The following is a 16,442-nucleotide window of genomic DNA, read 5'->3' on the forward strand; positions in this document are numbered from 1 at the left end:
ATAAAAAGGTTTGTCAGTAATCTGAGATAGGAATAGATTTTATCTCATTATTTTGCTTGGTTTAATTCTTTATGCAAACTTGTCATTTTGATAATAAGCTGGCGAGCAGCCTGTTCATACATATCTTTCATGATCATCTCTTTTTCGGCTGATTTAGCCAATGCAGCACGTGAATCATCAAAGAATGTGCGATGAACAGATACTTCTAAAGGATAAGCTCCTTTTTTCGGTACATCAACAATTGCTTGGACATTTAACGTAAGGAGTTTTTCCGCTTCACGAGCCTGTTTAAAAACAGATACAACTTTGCTATCGCTTGAAGCGCCAACTAAGCGTAATTTTGAAATTCCGTCTTGTTTGGATACAAGTTTGACATCGTTAAGCTGTAATTGATTACGTAAAATACGAGCCATATCACTATGTGGATCTGCGCTTTCAAAAGTGAGCGTGCGGAGTTCTTCGGGCAAAATTTCATTATTTTTGAAGTGCCAACCGCAAGCAGAAAGAGCAAATACTGATAAAAGAACAATTTTTTTTAACATAGGATTTCTCCATTTTGAGAATGTAGCTTGAATAACAAGCGATCATTTTTGCAAAAAAATTTGAAAATTTGACCGCTTGGTTTATTCATCTATTTGGGAATTATCCCATCATTCTGAACTATGCGTTTTTTACCACAAAATTCAGCATTTTAAACGGCACGTAGATTTCTTTGATGATCTCTTGCCCTTCTAAGAATTTTGCCACGTTCGCATCTGCACGCCCTGCTGCTTTTACTTCATCTTCTGAAGCTGTTGCTGGAACCATCACTTTACCACGAACTTTGCCGTTTACTTGCACCACAACCAGTTTTTCATCTTCGATCATTGCGGCTTCATCAGCCACAACCCAAGGAGCGAAGTCGATAGTGGTTTCATTGCCTAATGCTTGCCACAATTCAAAACAGATGTGTGGTGTGATTGGGTAAAGCATACGTACCACTGCACTTAGTGCTTCTGCCATTACCGCACGATCTTGTTCTGTTTCAAGTGGTGCTTTGGTCAATTTATTCATCAACTCCATTACAGCAGCGATAGCGGTGTTGAAGGTTTGGCGGCGACCAATATCATCGCTCACTTTTGCGATGGTTTTATGCACATCACGGCGTAATTCTTTTTGTGCTTTGGTTAATGAAGCCACATCTAATGCAACCGTTGCAGGCGATTTCGCGTATTCATAGACTAAATTCCACACACGACCTAAGAAGCGTTTTGCACCTTCTACGCCAGATTCTTGCCATTCAAGCGTCATTTCAGCAGGCGAAGCAAACATCATAAATAAACGCACGGTGTCTGCGCCATATTTCTCTACCATTTCTTGTGGGTCGATACCGTTATTTTTCGATTTCGACATTTTAGTCATACCGCTATGAACAAGCTCACGACCTTCCGGATCGGTTGCTTTAATGATGCGACCTTTTTCATCACGTTCTAAAGTAACCTGTGTTGGCGAAACCCAAATACGCTCGTTAGTTGGGCTGGTGTAGTAGAACGCATCGGCAAGCACCATACCTTGACACAACAATTTAGTGGCAGGTTCATCTGAATTTAAAATGCCTGCATCACGCAATAATTTGTGGAAGAAACGGAAGTAGAGCAAGTGCATTGTTGCGTGTTCGATACCACCGATATATTGATCCACTGGTAGCCAGTAATTTGCTTCATCAGAATCTAACATGCCTTCGTGATATTGTGGGCAGGTATAGCGTGCGTAATACCAAGAAGATTCCATAAAGGTATCGAAAGTATCCGTTTCTTTTAATGCCGGTTTGCCTTCATAAGTGGTTTTCGCCCAGTTTGGATCGGCTTTAATCGGGCTTTGAACGCCGTTCATTACCACATCTTCAGGTAGAATAACCGGTAAATCTTTTAATGGTACAGTAACCACTTCGCCATCTTCTAACGTCATCATTGGGATTGGTGCACCCCAATAACGTTGGCGAGAAACGCCCCAGTCACGCAGACGGAAATTCACTTGGCGTTTGCCTACGCCCATTGCTTCTAATTTATCGGCAATGGCATTAAATGCTGCTTCGAATTCTAAACCATCAAATTCAGCAGAATTAACAAGCTTACCGTGTTCGGTAAAAGCGGCTTTGCTGAAATCCCATTCAGAACCATCAATCGGTTGTATAACTTGTTTAATTGGTAAACCATATTTTTGAGCGAATTCAAAATCACGCTCATCGTGCCCTGGAACCGCCATGACCGCACCGGTACCGTAATGCATCAACACAAAGTTAGCAACCCAAACAGGCACTTCCTTACCAGTTAATGGATGGATAGCAAACAGTCCTGTTGCCATGCCTTTTTTCTCCATTGTGGCTAATTCTGCTTCTGCTACTTTGGTATTTTTCGCCTCTTTAATGAATTCTGCTAATGCCGGATTATTTTCTGCCGCTAATTCTGCTAATGGGTGTGCCGCAGCCACTGCGACATAGCTCACGCCAAAGAATGTATCCGGACGAGTAGTATAAACAGGTAAAGTGGCATTTGAACCTGCAATTTTAAAGGTAATTTCTACCCCTTCAGAACGACCAATCCAGTTGCGTTGCATCGTTTTTACTTGATCCGGCCATTGCGGTAAGTTGTCTAAGCAATTTAATAACTCTTCTGCATAATCGGTAATTTTAATAAACCATTGTGGAATTTCACGCTGTTCCACAGGGGTATCACAACGCCAGCAACAACCTTCGTGAACCTGCTCATTGGCTAAAACCGTTTCATCATTCGGACACCAGTTTACTGTTGAGGTTTTTTTGTACACTAAACCTTTTTTGTAAAGCTCGGTAAAGAACCATTGTTCCCATTTATAGTATTCCGGACGACAAGTTGTTACCTCACGATCCCAATCGTATGAAAAGCCTAACATTTTGAGCTGACCTTTCATATATTCGATATTTTCATACGTCCATTTTGCCGGTGCCGTATTATTTTTCACTGCGGCACCTTCTGCCGGTAAACCGAAAGCGTCCCAACCCATTGGCTGTAACACATTTTTACCGATCATACGTTGATAGCGAGAAACTACATCACCGATGGTGTAGTTACGCACGTGCCCCATATGTAGCTTGCCTGATGGATATGGCAACATTGAAAGACAATAGTATTTCTCTTTTGTTACATCTTTAACAGCTTTAAAAACTTTATTTTCTGCCCAGAATTGTTGAACTTTGGGTTCAATTTCACTTGGGTTATATTGTTGTTGCATAAATATGAACCTTTAATTTAATGATGAAAAAATTATAGGGATTTTACCGCAAAATCGCTTTGTTTTGAATGGTAAGCGGTTATTTTTAGAGAGTATTTTGCAAATTATAATAGATTGGTTATGGGTAAATAAAACAATGGCACGCCCTAAAGGATTCGAACCTTTGCTTTATGCCTTAGAAGAGGTTTATACTGTTGGTGGCTTAATTGAAAAATATTGTAACTGCTATCCTCCTATTTTGTATCAAGCCACCGCTCGAGTTAAATAGGCATTAAAAAACCGCCAAGAGGGCGGTTTTTCTATTGCGGATCGATTAAATCAACAAGCTTCATAATCACTTCATCAATTAAGTAATCTTCCGCTTTTGTGGCAAATTTTGCTTGCAAATTTGATCCAAATTATATTTATCCAGAAGTTGATACATTTGTATTAAAAGGGATAAAATTTACAAGAAAGCAGTTAGATAGAAAATTTAAACATATTGAAGATTTTGGCTTTGATAATACTAAAAAAATCCTAAAATGTTGAAACAGTACCAAGAAATAATTATTGAGCATTTAAATAATGTTGAAACAATTGAACTTGGGCGATATAGATTAGAGGGTTCACGAGTTTTTTACAATAAAATCACTGGAATGGCGGCAGTAATAGATAAAGATGGAAATTTTGTTACTGCGTTTATTCCTAAGGATAAGCCTGATATGAAGCGGTTTCAGTTATCTAATTATTTGAAAAGTGGATATTTACGATGACAAAAGAAGAGTTTGCTAAACAAGAATGGGATAAAGCAGTTAATGCGGTTTCTTATTTGAAGTCATCTCATTCAAAATTAGATTTTAAGCAACATTGCATTGATCTTCTAGATGGGAAGAACAGAGTAGATTATTTTCTTCTATTGATAACTTGGATTTGGAATAATAACCTTGTTGAATTAAATGGGCTTAGCGGTTTAACTCATTGGGCTATTTGGACGTGTTGTGAAGATTATCCATTATCAGATGATGAATATCCTATTTATCCTGCAAATTTTCGCGAATTTAAAGAGGCTGTACAACTTGCTTTAGATGATAATTATTATGCTATTTGGGAAAGATTAGGTCTAAGCGAGCAGGAAATTAAAGAACTTTCTCAATAAACAATTTAACCTAGCCTAAGTGCTAGGTTTTTTTATCGTAAAAACAATTTGGGCGATACTTGCGTTGTTACCGCTTTTTGTCCGATAACCTTATGAAGCAAAAACTGACCGCACATAAAAGTGCGCTCAGCAGTCTGAAGGGAAGTTTTTACTTCCCTTTATTTATAATTCTCCAATTATACTATAATTTAACCACAACAATGACTGATATCTTTTATCGGGATTTGATTTTTTGCTCCTCCAGCCATTTCAATCAATTCATCCATTTTATTGATCGTGATGTATTTTCCTTGAACTGTAATCATTCCACTTTTTTGGAAGCGGCCGAGAAGGCGGCTAATTGTTTCAATAGTTAAACCAAGATAATTCCCAATATCGCCTCTTGTCATTGTTAAACGGAATTCTCGAGCAGAAAATCCTCGAGCAGCAAAGCGTTGTGATAGGTTATATAGGAATGCCGCTAATTTTTCTTCTGCACTCATTTTGGAAAGTAATAAAATCATTTCTTGATCGCTTTTGATCTCATTACTCATTAAACGCATAATTTGATGGCGGATTTTTGGCATTTTACCTGCAAGATCATCTAAAATATCAAACGGGATTTCGCAAATCATAGCCGTTTCTAGCGCTTGAGCGAAGCCTACATGTTTCATATTCATAATGGCATCAAAACCAATTAGGTCACCCGGTAAATGGAAAGCCGTAATTTGTTCTTCACCATTTTCACTGAGGGTGTAACTTTTTAGGGTTCCAGAACGAATAGCATAAATAGAACGGAGTTCATCTCCGGATTGGAAAATAATTTGTGATTTTTGAACAGGCTTTTTACGTTCGATAATATTATCAAGCTGCGTGAGTTCATGTTCGCTTAAAGTAAACGGCAAACAAAGTTGGCTAATACTACAGTTTTGGCAGTGAATCGTGCAAGCTGTTCTTCCTGAAATTTTTGAATCAGACACAATTTTCATACTCATTCCGTGTTAATTTGACTAAAATTTGATTTAGAGCAAATCTTACCATTTATTTTCAAGGGAAGAAAGTATAGTTTTATAACAAGCTCTTTTAATTGAAATATGCCATTAGAATTTTAACAAAATTTCAAAAATGAGAAGTAGCTCTCATTTTTCTTCAAAAGAGTTTGATATCATATAACCAATAAAAAAGATACAGACACAACAAGGAGTCTATTATGTACAAACATATTTTAGTTGCAGTTGATCTTTCAGAAGAAAGCCTTGTTTTATTACGTAAAGGTGCTGGAATTGCAGAAAAATGTGGAGCTAAATTATCTATTATTCATGTAGATGTAAATTTTTCGGATCTTTATACCGGATTAATTGATATTAATATGTCTGCTGTACAAGATAGTGTTTCAGTAGAAACTAATAAGGCATTAGATGAATTAGCATCAAAAATAGATTATCCAGTTGCAGAACGCTTAAACGGTACAGGTGATTTTTCTCAAGTTTTAGAAGAAGCAGTTGAGAAACATAATGTTGATTTACTTGTGACGGGGCATCATCAAGACTTTTGGAGTAAATTTATGTCTTCAACTCGTCAAGTGATGAACAGTGTAGCAGTTGATATGCTTGTTGTTCCGCTCGAAAGTGAATAGTTAATCATCTAAATAATAACAACCGCTTGAAGTGTGATGCTTCAAGCGGTTATTTTTTGAAAAATTAGTATTTTTTTACTATTCAATTTAGCAAAATAGTGATAAAAAGTGTAGAATAGATTAGTTATAGATATGTAATGAATTTATTTTAATTTTAAATCAAGAGCCTTATTAGGATGAAAACGACATCAGAAATCAGACAATCCTTTTTAGATTTTTTCCAAAGCAAGGGACATACAGTTGTAGATAGTAGTTCGCTTGTGCCGGAAAATGATCCGACATTATTATTTACTAATGCGGGAATGAACCAATTTAAAGACGTTTTTCTTGGCTTAGAAAAGCGTCCTTATACACGAGCAACAACGGCACAACGTTGTGTTCGTGCCGGTGGTAAACATAATGACTTAGAAAACGTAGGTTATACCGCTCGCCATCATACTTTCTTTGAAATGATGGGGAATTTTAGCTTTGGTGATTATTTCAAACAGGATGCTATTCAATTCGGTTGGGAATATTTAACGTCTCCACAATGGTTAGGTTTACCTAAAGAAAAATTATATGTCACAGTATATGAAACGGATGATGAAGCCTATGATATTTGGCATAAAATCGTAGGAGTACCTGCTGACCACATTATTCGTATTGGCGATAATAAAGGCGCTCCATATGCTTCAGATAATTTCTGGGCTATGGGGGATACTGGTCCTTGCGGTCCTTGTACCGAAATCTTCTATGACCATGGCGATAAATATTGGGGTGGTTTACCGGGTACGCCTGAGGAAGATGGGGATCGTTTCATTGAAGTTTGGAACATTGTATTTATGCAATTTAACCGTCAAGCAGATGGCACAATGGAAAAATTACCAAAACCATCGGTGGATACGGGAATGGGTTTAGAGCGCATGACGGCAGTTATGCAGCACGTAAACTCAAACTATGAAATTGATATTTTCCAAACATTAATTAAAACGGTTGCAGAGTTATTAAACGTTAAAGATTTAGATAACAAGTCATTACGAGTTATTGCAGATCATATTCGTTCTTGCTCATATTTAATTGCTGATGGTGTTGTGCCTTCAAATGAAGGTCGAGGTTATGTATTACGCCGAATTATTCGCCGAGCCGTTCGTCATGGAAACATTTTGGGTGCTAAAGAAGCCTTTTTCTATAAATTAGTGCCTACTTTAGCCCAAGTAATGGGACACGCCGGTGAAATTGTTGCTCAAAAACAAGCGCATATTCAAAAAACGTTAAAAGCAGAAGAAGAGCAATTTGCTCGTACACTTGAACGTGGGTTGGCGTTATTAGAAGACGCTTTAACAAAAGTGGAGAATAAAACCCTTTCGGGCGATGTAGCATTTAAGTTATACGATACTTACGGCTTCCCATTAGATTTAACGGCAGATGTTTGCCGTGAGCGTAATATTGCCATTGATGAAGCTGGCTTTGAAGCAGAAATGCAAGCTCAACGTGAAAGAGCAAAAGCAAGCAGTAACTTTGGTGTTGATTATAATAATGTCATTAAAGTGGACGGTAAGACCAATTTTATTGGTTATGACAATTTAACTGCTGAAGCAACCGTTGTGGGATTATTCAGCAATGGTAATGCTGTTGATGTGATTAAATCCGGCGAAAATGCCATCATTATTTTAGATCAAACCCCGTTCTATGCAGAAATGGGTGGTCAAGTTGGTGATAGCGGTCGAATTTCAACAGAATTTTGCCAATTTAATGTTGCAGATACACAAAAATATGGTCAAGTCTTTGGTCATATTGGGCAACTTGAAGCCGGCGAATTAAAAGTTGGCGATAAAGTAACGGCTGAAGTTGCAGCAGAACGCCGTCATAGTATTCAGCTAAATCACTCAGCAACACACTTACTACATTCAGCATTACGTAAAGTTTTAGGCTCACATGTAATGCAAAAAGGTTCATTAGTGAATGAAAAGGGCTTACGTTTTGACTTCTCTCAACCGGAAGCAATCACTAAAGAGCAACTTGAAGAAATCGAACGTATTGTTAATGCAAAAATTCGTGAGAACATCCAAGTTGTGATCGAAGAAATGGGCATTGAAGAAGCTAAAGCGAAAGGTGCCATGGCGTTATTTGGTGAGAAATATGGCGATATTGTGCGTGTTGTTGATATGTCTGTTTTCTCAATTGAACTATGTGGTGGTACACATGTAAAACGTACAGGAGATATTGGCTTATTCAAGCTTACTTCTGAAGGTGCGGTTGCTGCAGGTGTTCGCCGTGTTGAGGCTATCACAGGCGAAGCCGCATTAGCTTGGTTGCATAATTTGCAACAAATGACGCAACATTCTGCCGAATTATTAAAAGCAGATAGTACAAATCTTGTCGAAAAGATCCAACAACTTCAAGACAAAGCAAAACGTCTTGAAAAAGAGTTGCAACAATTAAAAGAGAAGCAAGCTTCTCAAGCTGGGGCTGATTTAGCAAAACAAGCTAAACAAATTAACGGTGTAAATGTTGTTGTAACACAATTAGAAAATGCTGAACCTAAAGTACTAAGAACAATGGTTGATGACTTGAAAAACCAACTTGGAAGCGCCATTGTAGTATTAGGAACAGTAGTAGATGAAAAAGTGAATTTAATTGTTGGCGTGAGTTCTGATTTAACCACACAGATTAAAGCAGGAGAACTTGTTGGCGAAATGGCTAAATGTGTTGGAGGTAAAGGCGGTGGTCGTCCCGACATGGCTATGGCTGGTGGTTCAGAACCACAAAATTTAGCAAAAGCACTTAACTTTGCACAAGAATGGATTCAAGCAAAATTATAATCTTATATAACAAAGGCAAGGTAGAATGAATCCGCCTTGCCAGCCCAAATATCTAAGGGCTTTTATCTTGGAGGTAAAGATGCTTATTTTAACTCGGAAGACAGGAGAAAGTTTATTCGTAGGAGACGATGTTGAAATTACCGTACTAAGTGTACGCGGTAATCAAGTAAAATTAGGGGTGAATGCACCTAAGGAAATTTCAGTACACAGACAAGAAATTTATCAACGAATTAAAAAAGCTGAGGAAAATACACCTGAACAGGAATGATGATGTCCATCAATAAAAAGGAAATATTCTATGGGTAAATTAACATGCTTTAAAGCATACGATGTTCGTGGTCAGTTAGGCACAGAGCTGAACGTTGATATCGCATATCGAATTGGTCGAGCATTTGGGCAATTTTTAAAACCTAAATCAGTAGTTGTTGGGGGCGATGTTCGTTTAACTAGTAATGAACTGAAAAGCGCTGTTACTAATGGATTGCTCGATTCTGGTGTGGATGTAATTGACTTAGGTTTAACGGGGACGGAAGAAGTTTATTTTGCGACCTCATTCTTGAAAACCGATGGCGGTATTCAGGTGACTGCAAGTCATAATCCCATGGATTATAACGGTATGAAATTGGTGCGTGAGGGCTCTCGTCCAATTAGTGCGGATACCGGTTTAGCGGATATTCAGCGCTTAGCGGAAGAAAACAATTTTCCTGCTGTAGAAAAACGTGGTGTTTATACGCAAAAATCAGTACAAGGCGAATATGTTGAGCATCTTCTTTCTTATATTGATTTAACAAAACTCACGCCTAAAAAATTAGTAATCAATTCAGGTAATGGTGCCGCAGGGCATATCATTGATGCGATTGAAGCACAATTTAAGGCAAAACAAGTTCCAGTAGAATTTGTTAAAGTGCACAACAATCCAGATGGTAATTTCCCAAATGGTATTCCTAACCCTATTTTGCATGAAAATCGAGAGGACTCTATTAAAGCAGTCTTAGCGAATAATGCGGATATGGGAATTGCGTTTGATGGCGATTTTGACCGTTGTTTCTTGTTTGATGAAAAAGGTGGCTTTATTGAAGGCTACTATGTGGTTGGTTTACTTTCAGAAGCTTTCTTAGCGAAGAATAAAGGGGCTCGTATTATCTACGATCCACGTTTAATTTGGAACACAGAGGAGCTTGTTACCCAATCAGGTGGTGTTCCTGTGATGTCTAAGTCTGGCCACTCATTCATTAAAGAAAAAATGCGTGAAGTAGATGCTATCTACGGTGGAGAGATGTCTGCCCATCATTACTTCCGTGATTTCTTCTACTGTGATAGTGGTATGATTCCTTGGTTGCTTACTTTAGAACTACTTTGCACGAGCAGTAAGTCTTTAAGTCAATTAGTAGGAGATAGATTAGAAAAATATCCGTCTCCAGGCGAAATCAATAGTAAATTAAGTGATGCAAAAGCAGCTATTGAGCGAGTTAAAGTAGCATATTCTAACGCTAAAATTGAAACTTTAGACGGTATTAGTGTGGAATATGAAAACTGGCGTTTTAACTTAAGAAGCTCTAATACCGAACCCGTTGTGCGTTTGAATTTAGAAACGCGTGGCGATAAGCAACTGATGCAACAAAAAACAGATGAGATTTTGGCATTGTTACGTCAATAATCATTAAATTATGTAAAATCTTTAGCAAAATTAACCGCTTGCATTATAATGTAAGCGGTTAATTTATCTTACAACAAATAAAGGAATAAATATGAAAGTTATTATCCCTGTCGCTGGTTTAGGCACGCGTATGTTACCTGCAACTAAAGCCATTCCAAAAGAAATGCTGACGGTTGCGGATAAACCATTAATTCAATATATTGTAAATGAATGTGTGGCTGCGGGCGTTAAAGATATTGTGTTAGTGACACATTCATCTAAGAATGCTATCGAAAACCACTTTGATACTTCTTTTGAGCTGGAAACTATGCTTGAAAAACGTGTTAAGCGTCAATTATTAGATGAAGTACGCTCTATTTGCCCGAAAGATGTGACAATTATGCACGTTCGTCAAGGTAATGCTAAAGGCTTAGGGCATGCGGTTTTATGTGGACGTGCTGTTGTAGGTAATGAACCTTTTGCTGTTGTATTGCCAGATGTTATTCTTGCAGATTTTAGTGCAAATCAAAAAACAGAAAATCTAGCGGCAATGATTAAACGTTTCAAAGAAACAGGAAATAGCCAAATTATGGTAGCACCAGTACCAATGGATGAAGTAAGTAACTATGGTGTAGTTGATTGCGGTGGTGTTGAAATCAATGCTGGTGAAACAGCTACAATCAATCGTATTGTAGAAAAACCTGCAAAAGAAGATGCGCCATCAAATCTTTCTGTGGTAGGGCGTTATGTTTTCTCTGCTAACATTTGGGATCTGTTAGAAAGAACACCTGTGGGTGTTGGTGATGAAATTCAATTAACTGATGCAATTGATATGTTAATTGAACAAGAAACGGTAGAAGCATTTAATATGACTGGCCGTACTTTTGACTGTGGTGATAAATTAGGCTATATGGAAGCTTTTGTTGAGTATAGTTTACGCCATGATAAATTTGGTAAACAGTTTAAAGAATATATTAAAACGCTCGCAAAAACGTTATAGAATATAGAAAATCAGCTAAGGGTTTAAAGCCTTATGGTATAAGGTTTTAAGCCCTTTCTTTAACTAATAAATCTTATGAAATCTCTTTTCCCATTTTTCTCACTTTATCGTACCCATTTAGGTCGTTTAATGCTTGGTATTATCCTCGCAATTACAGGATTATCAGCCAGTATCGGGTTATTAAGCTTATCGGGGTGGTTTTTAGCCGCTTCATTCTTAGTAGGCTCAGCGATAGCTTTTAATTTTTTCTATCCTTCTTCAGGTGTACGAGGTTTAGCGATTGGACGTACGGTTTCCCGTTATTTTGAACGCTTGGTAACGCACGATGTTACCTTCCGAGTACTTGCAGATTTGCGTGTTAAAGTTTTTAGCAAATTAATTCCATTAAGTCCAAGCGGTCTAAATCGCTTTAGAAATAGCGAATTGTTAAATCGTCTTGTTGCTGATGTTGATACATTAGACACCCTTTATCTGAATTTAGTGTTGCCATTTATTAGCGCTGTTATGGTTATTCTCTTTATGGCGTTTGGGCTTTCGTTTATTTCGGCGGATTTAGCGTGGATAATTTGCGGTACGCTGTTTGCATTATTGTTTATTGTTCCGGTTGCTTTTTATCACTTAGGCAAAAAAATCGGGAAAACGGTAATTCAGGCTCGTGCGAATTACCGTAGCCAATTCATTGAGTGGATTCAACTAAATGCGGAGTTTTTACTCTTTGGCACTATTCAACAAGCGACCGAAAAGCTCCAAGACACGGAGAAAGTTTGGCTTAATGCACAAAGTAAAGAGAGCCAATTAGGCGGCTTGTCTAATGCATTTTTAACCTTTATTAACGGTATTTTAGTTTGTGTCGTGGTTTATTTGGTTTCCACCGCAATAAATGTGCCGGATGCCGAACAGCCTGAAGCGTTAATTGCATTAGTGATTTTCTGTGTGATGGCATCAGCAGAAATTTTAATGCCGATTGGCGTTGCTTTTTTACATTTAGGGCAACTGATTACGGCTGCAACTCGTTTAAATGATGTAATGGAACAAACACCGACAGTAGTATTTAATGGCAATGCACAATGGCAAAATATTGAAGAAAATCAACCGCTTGTTCGTTTTGAAAATGTTGATTTCAGTTACCCTAATAGCTCACAATCGGTCTTGAAACAGATTTCATTCACGTTACGAAAAGGGCAAAAGGTCGCTTTGTTAGGAAAAACGGGGAGTGGTAAATCAACCATTTTGCAGTTACTTAATCGCAACTACGATCCGACAAGCGGTCATATTTTCCTTGGAAATTGCAATATCGCTGATTTTTCAGAAAATACCCTTAGAGAACACCTTGTTACCTTGAGCCAGCGTGTGCATATTTTTAGTCAAACATTGGCGGATAACTTGCGAATGGGGAATAATCAAGCCTCCGATGAACAGCTATTTGATGTGCTTGAAAAAGTTGGACTGTTGTATCTGCTTGAAACAGAAGGGCTTAATTTATGGCTTGGTGATGGTGGAAGACCATTATCAGGCGGCGAGCAACGCCGTTTAGGTTTAGCCCGTTTATTACTAAGTAAAGCAGAGTTAGTTTTGCTTGATGAGCCAACGGAAGGACTAGATCGAGAAACAGAGCAACAAATTCTTGATTTAATTTTAACCCATTGTGCGGATCGGACGCTATTGATGATCACACACCGTTTAAAAGGTATTGAAAAGTTTGATCAAGTTTATCGTATAGATAACGGGCAACTGCTTTAGCTTTTTGATATGATGTAGTATCAGGGCGAAAAATATTTCGCTTCTACGTAACTTTATTTCCCTTTAAATAGAATAATTATGGCAAAAAACTATCAAGATATTGCAATCGCCTATGCAGCGGTTTGTCAAGCTGCGAGCTTGGTTCAGCAGTTTGCTCATCAAGGAATGGCAAAAGATCGCGAGAACTTTAGCGTATTAGTGAAAAGTTTACTGGTTACACAGCCTGAATCAACCCTTGTGGTGTATGGCAATTCCCTCCAAAATTTAAAACAGGGCTTAGAAACAGCACTCGCTCAATTAGGTGGCGGAAATGGTAAACTGGATACCGAAATTGGGCGTTATTGGGTTAGCCTTTTAGCGTTAAGTCAAAAATTGGATAAAAATCCGCAAGCAAAATCGCAGCTTATTCAACGTTTACAGCAAATTGAACGTCAGTTATCCCTTTATGAAGGGGACGTGATGGCGGATCAAATGATAGCCAATTTAGCGTCTATTTACAGCGATATTATCAGTCCGCTAGGCAATAAAATTCACGTGTTAGGTATGCAGGATTATTTAGTTCGCCCCGATATTCAGCATAAAATTCGTGTAGCATTATTAGCCGGTATTCGTGCGGGGATTTTATGGCAACAGGTTGGCGGAAACCGTTGGCAATTTTTATTTTCTCGCCGAAAACTCCTTCGTCAAGTTCAACAATTATATCAATCTCTGTAACTTTCTATTGGCGTGAGAAGGAATATCACGCTCAAGATTTATGGATGCTTTGCTTTTATGAAATTAACCATTAAAGATATTGCTGCCCGCTGCGGTGTGGGAAAATCCACGGTTTCAAGGGTGCTTAACCAATCGCCAAATGTAAACCCAAAAACGAGAGAACGGGTACAAGCGGTCATTAATGAACTGAATTTTGCACCGGATAGAACCGCTCGTGCAATGCGAGGTTCCACGGAAAAAGTGATCGGCATTATTGTTACACGGTTGAATTCGAGTGCTGAATCGCAAACGCTCAGTCGTATTTTGAATGAGTTATATGCGCAAAATTTCACGCCGCTTATTGTTGAAAGTCAATTTAAACCGGAACGGGTTGTGCAAGAGCTGGCTCTTTTTCAACAGCGTCAAGTTGATGGCGTGATTTTGTTTGGGTTTTCAGCGTTAAAAGAAAAACATCTTAAAGGCTGGAAGAAAGCAATGGTTACGGTGGCGAGAGCCTATAAACCTTTTAGTGCTGTTTATTATGATGATGAAAATGCGATGAAGGCATTGCTATCACATTTGTATCAACAAGGACACCGCAAAATTGGTTATTTAGGGATTGTTGATAGTGATGAAACCACCGGAAAAAAAAGGACGGCAGCTTATCTTACCTTTTGTGAGCAACATCAGCTTACGCCTTATCTCGCAAAAGGCGAATTATCTATTGAAAGTGGGTATCAGCAAATTAGCTCCTTGATGTCATTTCCTCTTTCTATTTTAGTGTGTGCTACCACAGGTTTAGCCGTGGGGGCAGCTAAGTATTTGCAAGAAAATCAGAAAAATTTACCGCTTGCTTGTATCGGGCAAAATCCCATTTTACAAGCCTTTGTGCCTCAACTCATCACACTTGACTTCGGCTATGAACAAGCAGGTGTTACCGCTGTGAATTTATTGCTCAACCAGCTAGAAAATAGCGAAACAGCGATAGTACATCACAAAATTCCCTTTAAATTGATTTAGAAATATGTGATCAGGATCACAAAATTTAAAAGTGATCCATAAATTGGGAACGTTCCCATTGATTTAAATAGAGAACAATCTATAATCAGCACCAATTTTAATTCTCTTATCCAGCAAAGGATTTTCTTATGGCTAAACAAAAAATCGATCCACAGAATATCGACAAACTTGTGGAATATATCGGTGGTCGTGAAAATATTGCGACCGTAACACATTGTATTACTCGTTTGCGTTTTGTATTAAATGACGAAAGCAAGGTTGATGCGAAAGCAATTGAAGGCTTGCCAATGGTTAAAGCGAACTTTTCAACCGGCGGTCAATATCAAGTGGTGATTGGGCAAGAAGTGGGCGATTACTACAAAATCTTGTTGCAAAAAACCGGTTTGGCGAGTGTGGACAAAGAGCAAGTGAAAGCGGCAGCACGCCAAAATCAAAAATGGTATGAAAGTCTGATTTCTCATATGGCGGATATTTTCATTCCGTTGTTGCCAGCCTTGATCAGCGGCGGTTTGATTTTAGGTTTCCGCAATGTGATTGGCGACATCAAAATGTTTGAAGACGGCACCAAAACGCTGGTAGAAATCAGTGCGTTTTGGGCAAGTATGCACTCGTTCTTGTGGCTTATCGGTGAGGCGATTTTCCATTTCTTACCGGTGGGCATTTGTTGGTCGATTGCACGTAAAATGGGCACTTCGCCAATTTTAGGCATCGTGTTAGGGATTACCCTAGTATCGCCACAGCTAATGAACTCATATGGATTAGGCTCTCAACTGCCTGAAACTTGGGATTTTGGTTGGTTCGCCATTGAAAAAGTGGGCTATCAAGCGCAGGTGATCCCAGCAATTATGGCAGGTTTAACGCTTTCTTACATCGAACGCTTTATGACCAAAATCGTACCTGATTTCTTAAATTTAATCATCGTTCCTGTGGTTTCCATTATTTTAGCGGTTTTCCTTGCACATACGGTTATCGGCCCTATCGGTCGTGAAATCGACAACGGCGTAGCTTATGTGGTGAAAGCAGCAATGACAGGCGAATTTGCACCAATCGGGGCGGCATTATTCGGTTTCTTGTATGCACCGTTAGTAGTGACAGGCGTTCACCAAACTTCCCTTGCGATTGATATGCAAATGATCCAAAGCATTGGCGGCACACCGGTTTGGCCTTTAATCGCTTTATCGAATATCGCTCAAGCCTCTGCAGTAGTGGCAGTCTTTATGATGACGAAAAAAATGACCGTACGTGAGGTAGCATTACCAGCGGCATTATCCGCCTACCTCGGCGTAACCGAACCGGCAATGTACGGGATCAACTTAAAATACCGTTTCCCAATGTTATGCGCAATGATTGGCTCTGCTTGCGCGGCGTTAATCTGCGGTTTCAACGGCGTGTTAGCCGGCAGTATCGGCGTGGGTGGTTTACCGGGTATTTTATCGATCCAACACCAATTCTGGGCAACCTTTGCGGTGGCAATGTTAGTGGCAATCATCGTACCGATTGCATTAACAATGGTGGTGTACAAACGTAAAGCGTTGAAGGGCGAAGTGGAATAA

General features: G+C 38.8%; 15 protein-coding genes. 12 read left to right on the plus strand and 3 right to left on the minus strand.

The window, feature by feature from the left end; genetic code table 11:
- Window positions 1-47: 47 nt before the first annotated feature.
- The gene (locus AM305_RS07880; protein WP_005824756.1) at window positions 48-542 is read right to left on the minus strand and encodes an LPS-assembly lipoprotein LptE; all 495 of its coding nucleotides are present in this window, start codon (window positions 540-542) and stop codon (window positions 48-50) included.
- Between the two features lie 118 nt (window positions 543-660).
- Window positions 661-3,249 carry a leucine--tRNA ligase gene (leuS, locus tag AM305_RS07885; RefSeq protein WP_005824757.1) on the minus strand — a complete coding sequence of 863 codons (2,589 nt, stop codon included), beginning with the start codon at window positions 3,247-3,249 and terminating at the stop codon, window positions 661-663.
- Window positions 3,250-3,346: 97 nt separating this feature from the next.
- Between leuS and AM305_RS12455 the strand changes: the two genes are divergently transcribed.
- From AM305_RS12455 to AM305_RS07895, 3 genes are all read left to right on the plus strand, one after another.
- Window positions 3,347-3,517 carry a hypothetical protein gene (locus AM305_RS12455; protein WP_160162329.1) on the plus strand — a complete coding sequence of 57 codons (171 nt, stop codon included), beginning with the start codon at window positions 3,347-3,349 and terminating at the stop codon, window positions 3,515-3,517.
- A gap of 253 nt (window positions 3,518-3,770) precedes the next feature.
- A complete protein-coding gene (locus AM305_RS07890; protein WP_005824761.1) occupies window positions 3,771-4,001 on the plus strand; it encodes a colicin D domain-containing protein in 231 nt (76 codons plus the stop codon).
- On the plus strand, window positions 3,998-4,384 hold the full coding sequence (locus tag AM305_RS07895; RefSeq protein ID WP_005824763.1) for a hypothetical protein: 387 nt from the start codon (window positions 3,998-4,000) through the stop codon (window positions 4,382-4,384). The genes AM305_RS07890 and AM305_RS07895 overlap by 4 nt, the downstream gene beginning before the upstream one ends.
- Window positions 4,385-4,572: 188 nt before the next feature.
- Here the strand turns inward: AM305_RS07895 and AM305_RS07900 are convergent, their stop codons facing one another.
- Window positions 4,573-5,352 carry an FNR family transcription factor gene (locus AM305_RS07900; RefSeq protein ID WP_005824764.1) on the minus strand — a complete coding sequence of 260 codons (780 nt, stop codon included), beginning with the start codon at window positions 5,350-5,352 and terminating at the stop codon, window positions 4,573-4,575.
- 221 nt (window positions 5,353-5,573) lie between these two features.
- Between AM305_RS07900 and AM305_RS07905 the strand changes: the two genes are divergently transcribed.
- From AM305_RS07905 to treB, 9 genes are all read left to right on the plus strand, one after another.
- Entirely contained in the window at window positions 5,574-5,999 is a 426-nt protein-coding gene (locus tag AM305_RS07905; RefSeq protein ID WP_005824766.1) for a universal stress protein, read from the plus strand.
- A 176-nt stretch (window positions 6,000-6,175) separates the two neighbouring features.
- Window positions 6,176-8,800: an alanine--tRNA ligase gene (gene alaS / locus AM305_RS07910; protein WP_005824767.1), complete on the plus strand. Its 2,625-nt coding sequence runs from the start codon at window positions 6,176-6,178 to the stop codon at window positions 8,798-8,800.
- Between the two features lie 79 nt (window positions 8,801-8,879).
- The gene (csrA, locus tag AM305_RS07915) at window positions 8,880-9,068 is read left to right on the plus strand and encodes a carbon storage regulator CsrA (protein WP_005824768.1); all 189 of its coding nucleotides are present in this window, start codon (window positions 8,880-8,882) and stop codon (window positions 9,066-9,068) included.
- A 30-nt stretch (window positions 9,069-9,098) separates the two neighbouring features.
- Entirely contained in the window at window positions 9,099-10,457 is a 1,359-nt protein-coding gene (locus AM305_RS07920) for a phosphohexomutase domain-containing protein (RefSeq protein ID WP_005824770.1), read from the plus strand.
- A gap of 91 nt (window positions 10,458-10,548) precedes the next feature.
- Window positions 10,549-11,436: a UTP--glucose-1-phosphate uridylyltransferase GalU gene (gene galU / locus AM305_RS07925; RefSeq protein WP_005824771.1), complete on the plus strand. Its 888-nt coding sequence runs from the start codon at window positions 10,549-10,551 to the stop codon at window positions 11,434-11,436.
- A 75-nt stretch (window positions 11,437-11,511) separates the two neighbouring features.
- Window positions 11,512-13,176: a heme ABC transporter ATP-binding protein/permease CydC gene (gene cydC / locus AM305_RS07930; protein ID WP_035294272.1), complete on the plus strand. Its 1,665-nt coding sequence runs from the start codon at window positions 11,512-11,514 to the stop codon at window positions 13,174-13,176.
- A gap of 78 nt (window positions 13,177-13,254) precedes the next feature.
- The gene (gene hflD, locus AM305_RS07935) at window positions 13,255-13,890 is read left to right on the plus strand and encodes a high frequency lysogenization protein HflD (RefSeq protein WP_005824775.1); all 636 of its coding nucleotides are present in this window, start codon (window positions 13,255-13,257) and stop codon (window positions 13,888-13,890) included.
- Between the two features lie 57 nt (window positions 13,891-13,947).
- Window positions 13,948-14,889, plus strand: coding sequence for a LacI family DNA-binding transcriptional regulator (locus AM305_RS07940; RefSeq protein ID WP_005824776.1), 942 nt, complete (start codon window positions 13,948-13,950; stop codon window positions 14,887-14,889).
- A gap of 128 nt (window positions 14,890-15,017) precedes the next feature.
- The gene (gene treB / locus AM305_RS07945) at window positions 15,018-16,442 is read left to right on the plus strand and encodes a PTS trehalose transporter subunit IIBC (protein ID WP_005824778.1); all 1,425 of its coding nucleotides are present in this window, start codon (window positions 15,018-15,020) and stop codon (window positions 16,440-16,442) included.

Source organism: Actinobacillus minor NM305 (assembly GCF_000175195.1).
GTDB classification, from domain to species: Bacteria; Pseudomonadota; Gammaproteobacteria; order Enterobacterales; family Pasteurellaceae; genus Haemophilus_A; species Haemophilus_A minor.

Excerpts from the sequence above, each read along its gene's own strand:
- AM305_RS07890 (WP_005824761.1), top strand. The coding sequence starts at position 3,771 with ATGTTGAAACAGTACCAAGAAATAATTATTGAGCATTTAAATAATGTT.
- alaS (WP_005824767.1), top strand. The coding sequence starts at position 6,176 with ATGAAAACGACATCAGAAATCAGACAATCCTTTTTAGATTTTTTCCAA.
- cydC (WP_035294272.1), top strand. The coding sequence starts at position 11,512 with ATGAAATCTCTTTTCCCATTTTTCTCACTTTATCGTACCCATTTAGGT.
- AM305_RS07895 (WP_005824763.1), top strand. The coding sequence starts at position 3,998 with ATGACAAAAGAAGAGTTTGCTAAACAAGAATGGGATAAAGCAGTTAAT.
- leuS (WP_005824757.1), bottom strand. The coding sequence starts at position 3,249 with ATGCAACAACAATATAACCCAAGTGAAATTGAACCCAAAGTTCAACAA.
- csrA (WP_005824768.1), top strand. The coding sequence starts at position 8,880 with ATGCTTATTTTAACTCGGAAGACAGGAGAAAGTTTATTCGTAGGAGAC.
- AM305_RS07900 (WP_005824764.1), bottom strand. The coding sequence starts at position 5,352 with ATGAAAATTGTGTCTGATTCAAAAATTTCAGGAAGAACAGCTTGCACG.
- galU (WP_005824771.1), top strand. The coding sequence starts at position 10,549 with ATGAAAGTTATTATCCCTGTCGCTGGTTTAGGCACGCGTATGTTACCT.
- hflD (WP_005824775.1), top strand. The coding sequence starts at position 13,255 with ATGGCAAAAAACTATCAAGATATTGCAATCGCCTATGCAGCGGTTTGT.
- AM305_RS07940 (WP_005824776.1), top strand. The coding sequence starts at position 13,948 with ATGAAATTAACCATTAAAGATATTGCTGCCCGCTGCGGTGTGGGAAAA.
- treB (WP_005824778.1), top strand. The coding sequence starts at position 15,018 with ATGGCTAAACAAAAAATCGATCCACAGAATATCGACAAACTTGTGGAA.
- AM305_RS07905 (WP_005824766.1), top strand. The coding sequence starts at position 5,574 with ATGTACAAACATATTTTAGTTGCAGTTGATCTTTCAGAAGAAAGCCTT.
- AM305_RS07920 (WP_005824770.1), top strand. The coding sequence starts at position 9,099 with ATGGGTAAATTAACATGCTTTAAAGCATACGATGTTCGTGGTCAGTTA.
- AM305_RS07880 (WP_005824756.1), bottom strand. The coding sequence starts at position 542 with ATGTTAAAAAAAATTGTTCTTTTATCAGTATTTGCTCTTTCTGCTTGC.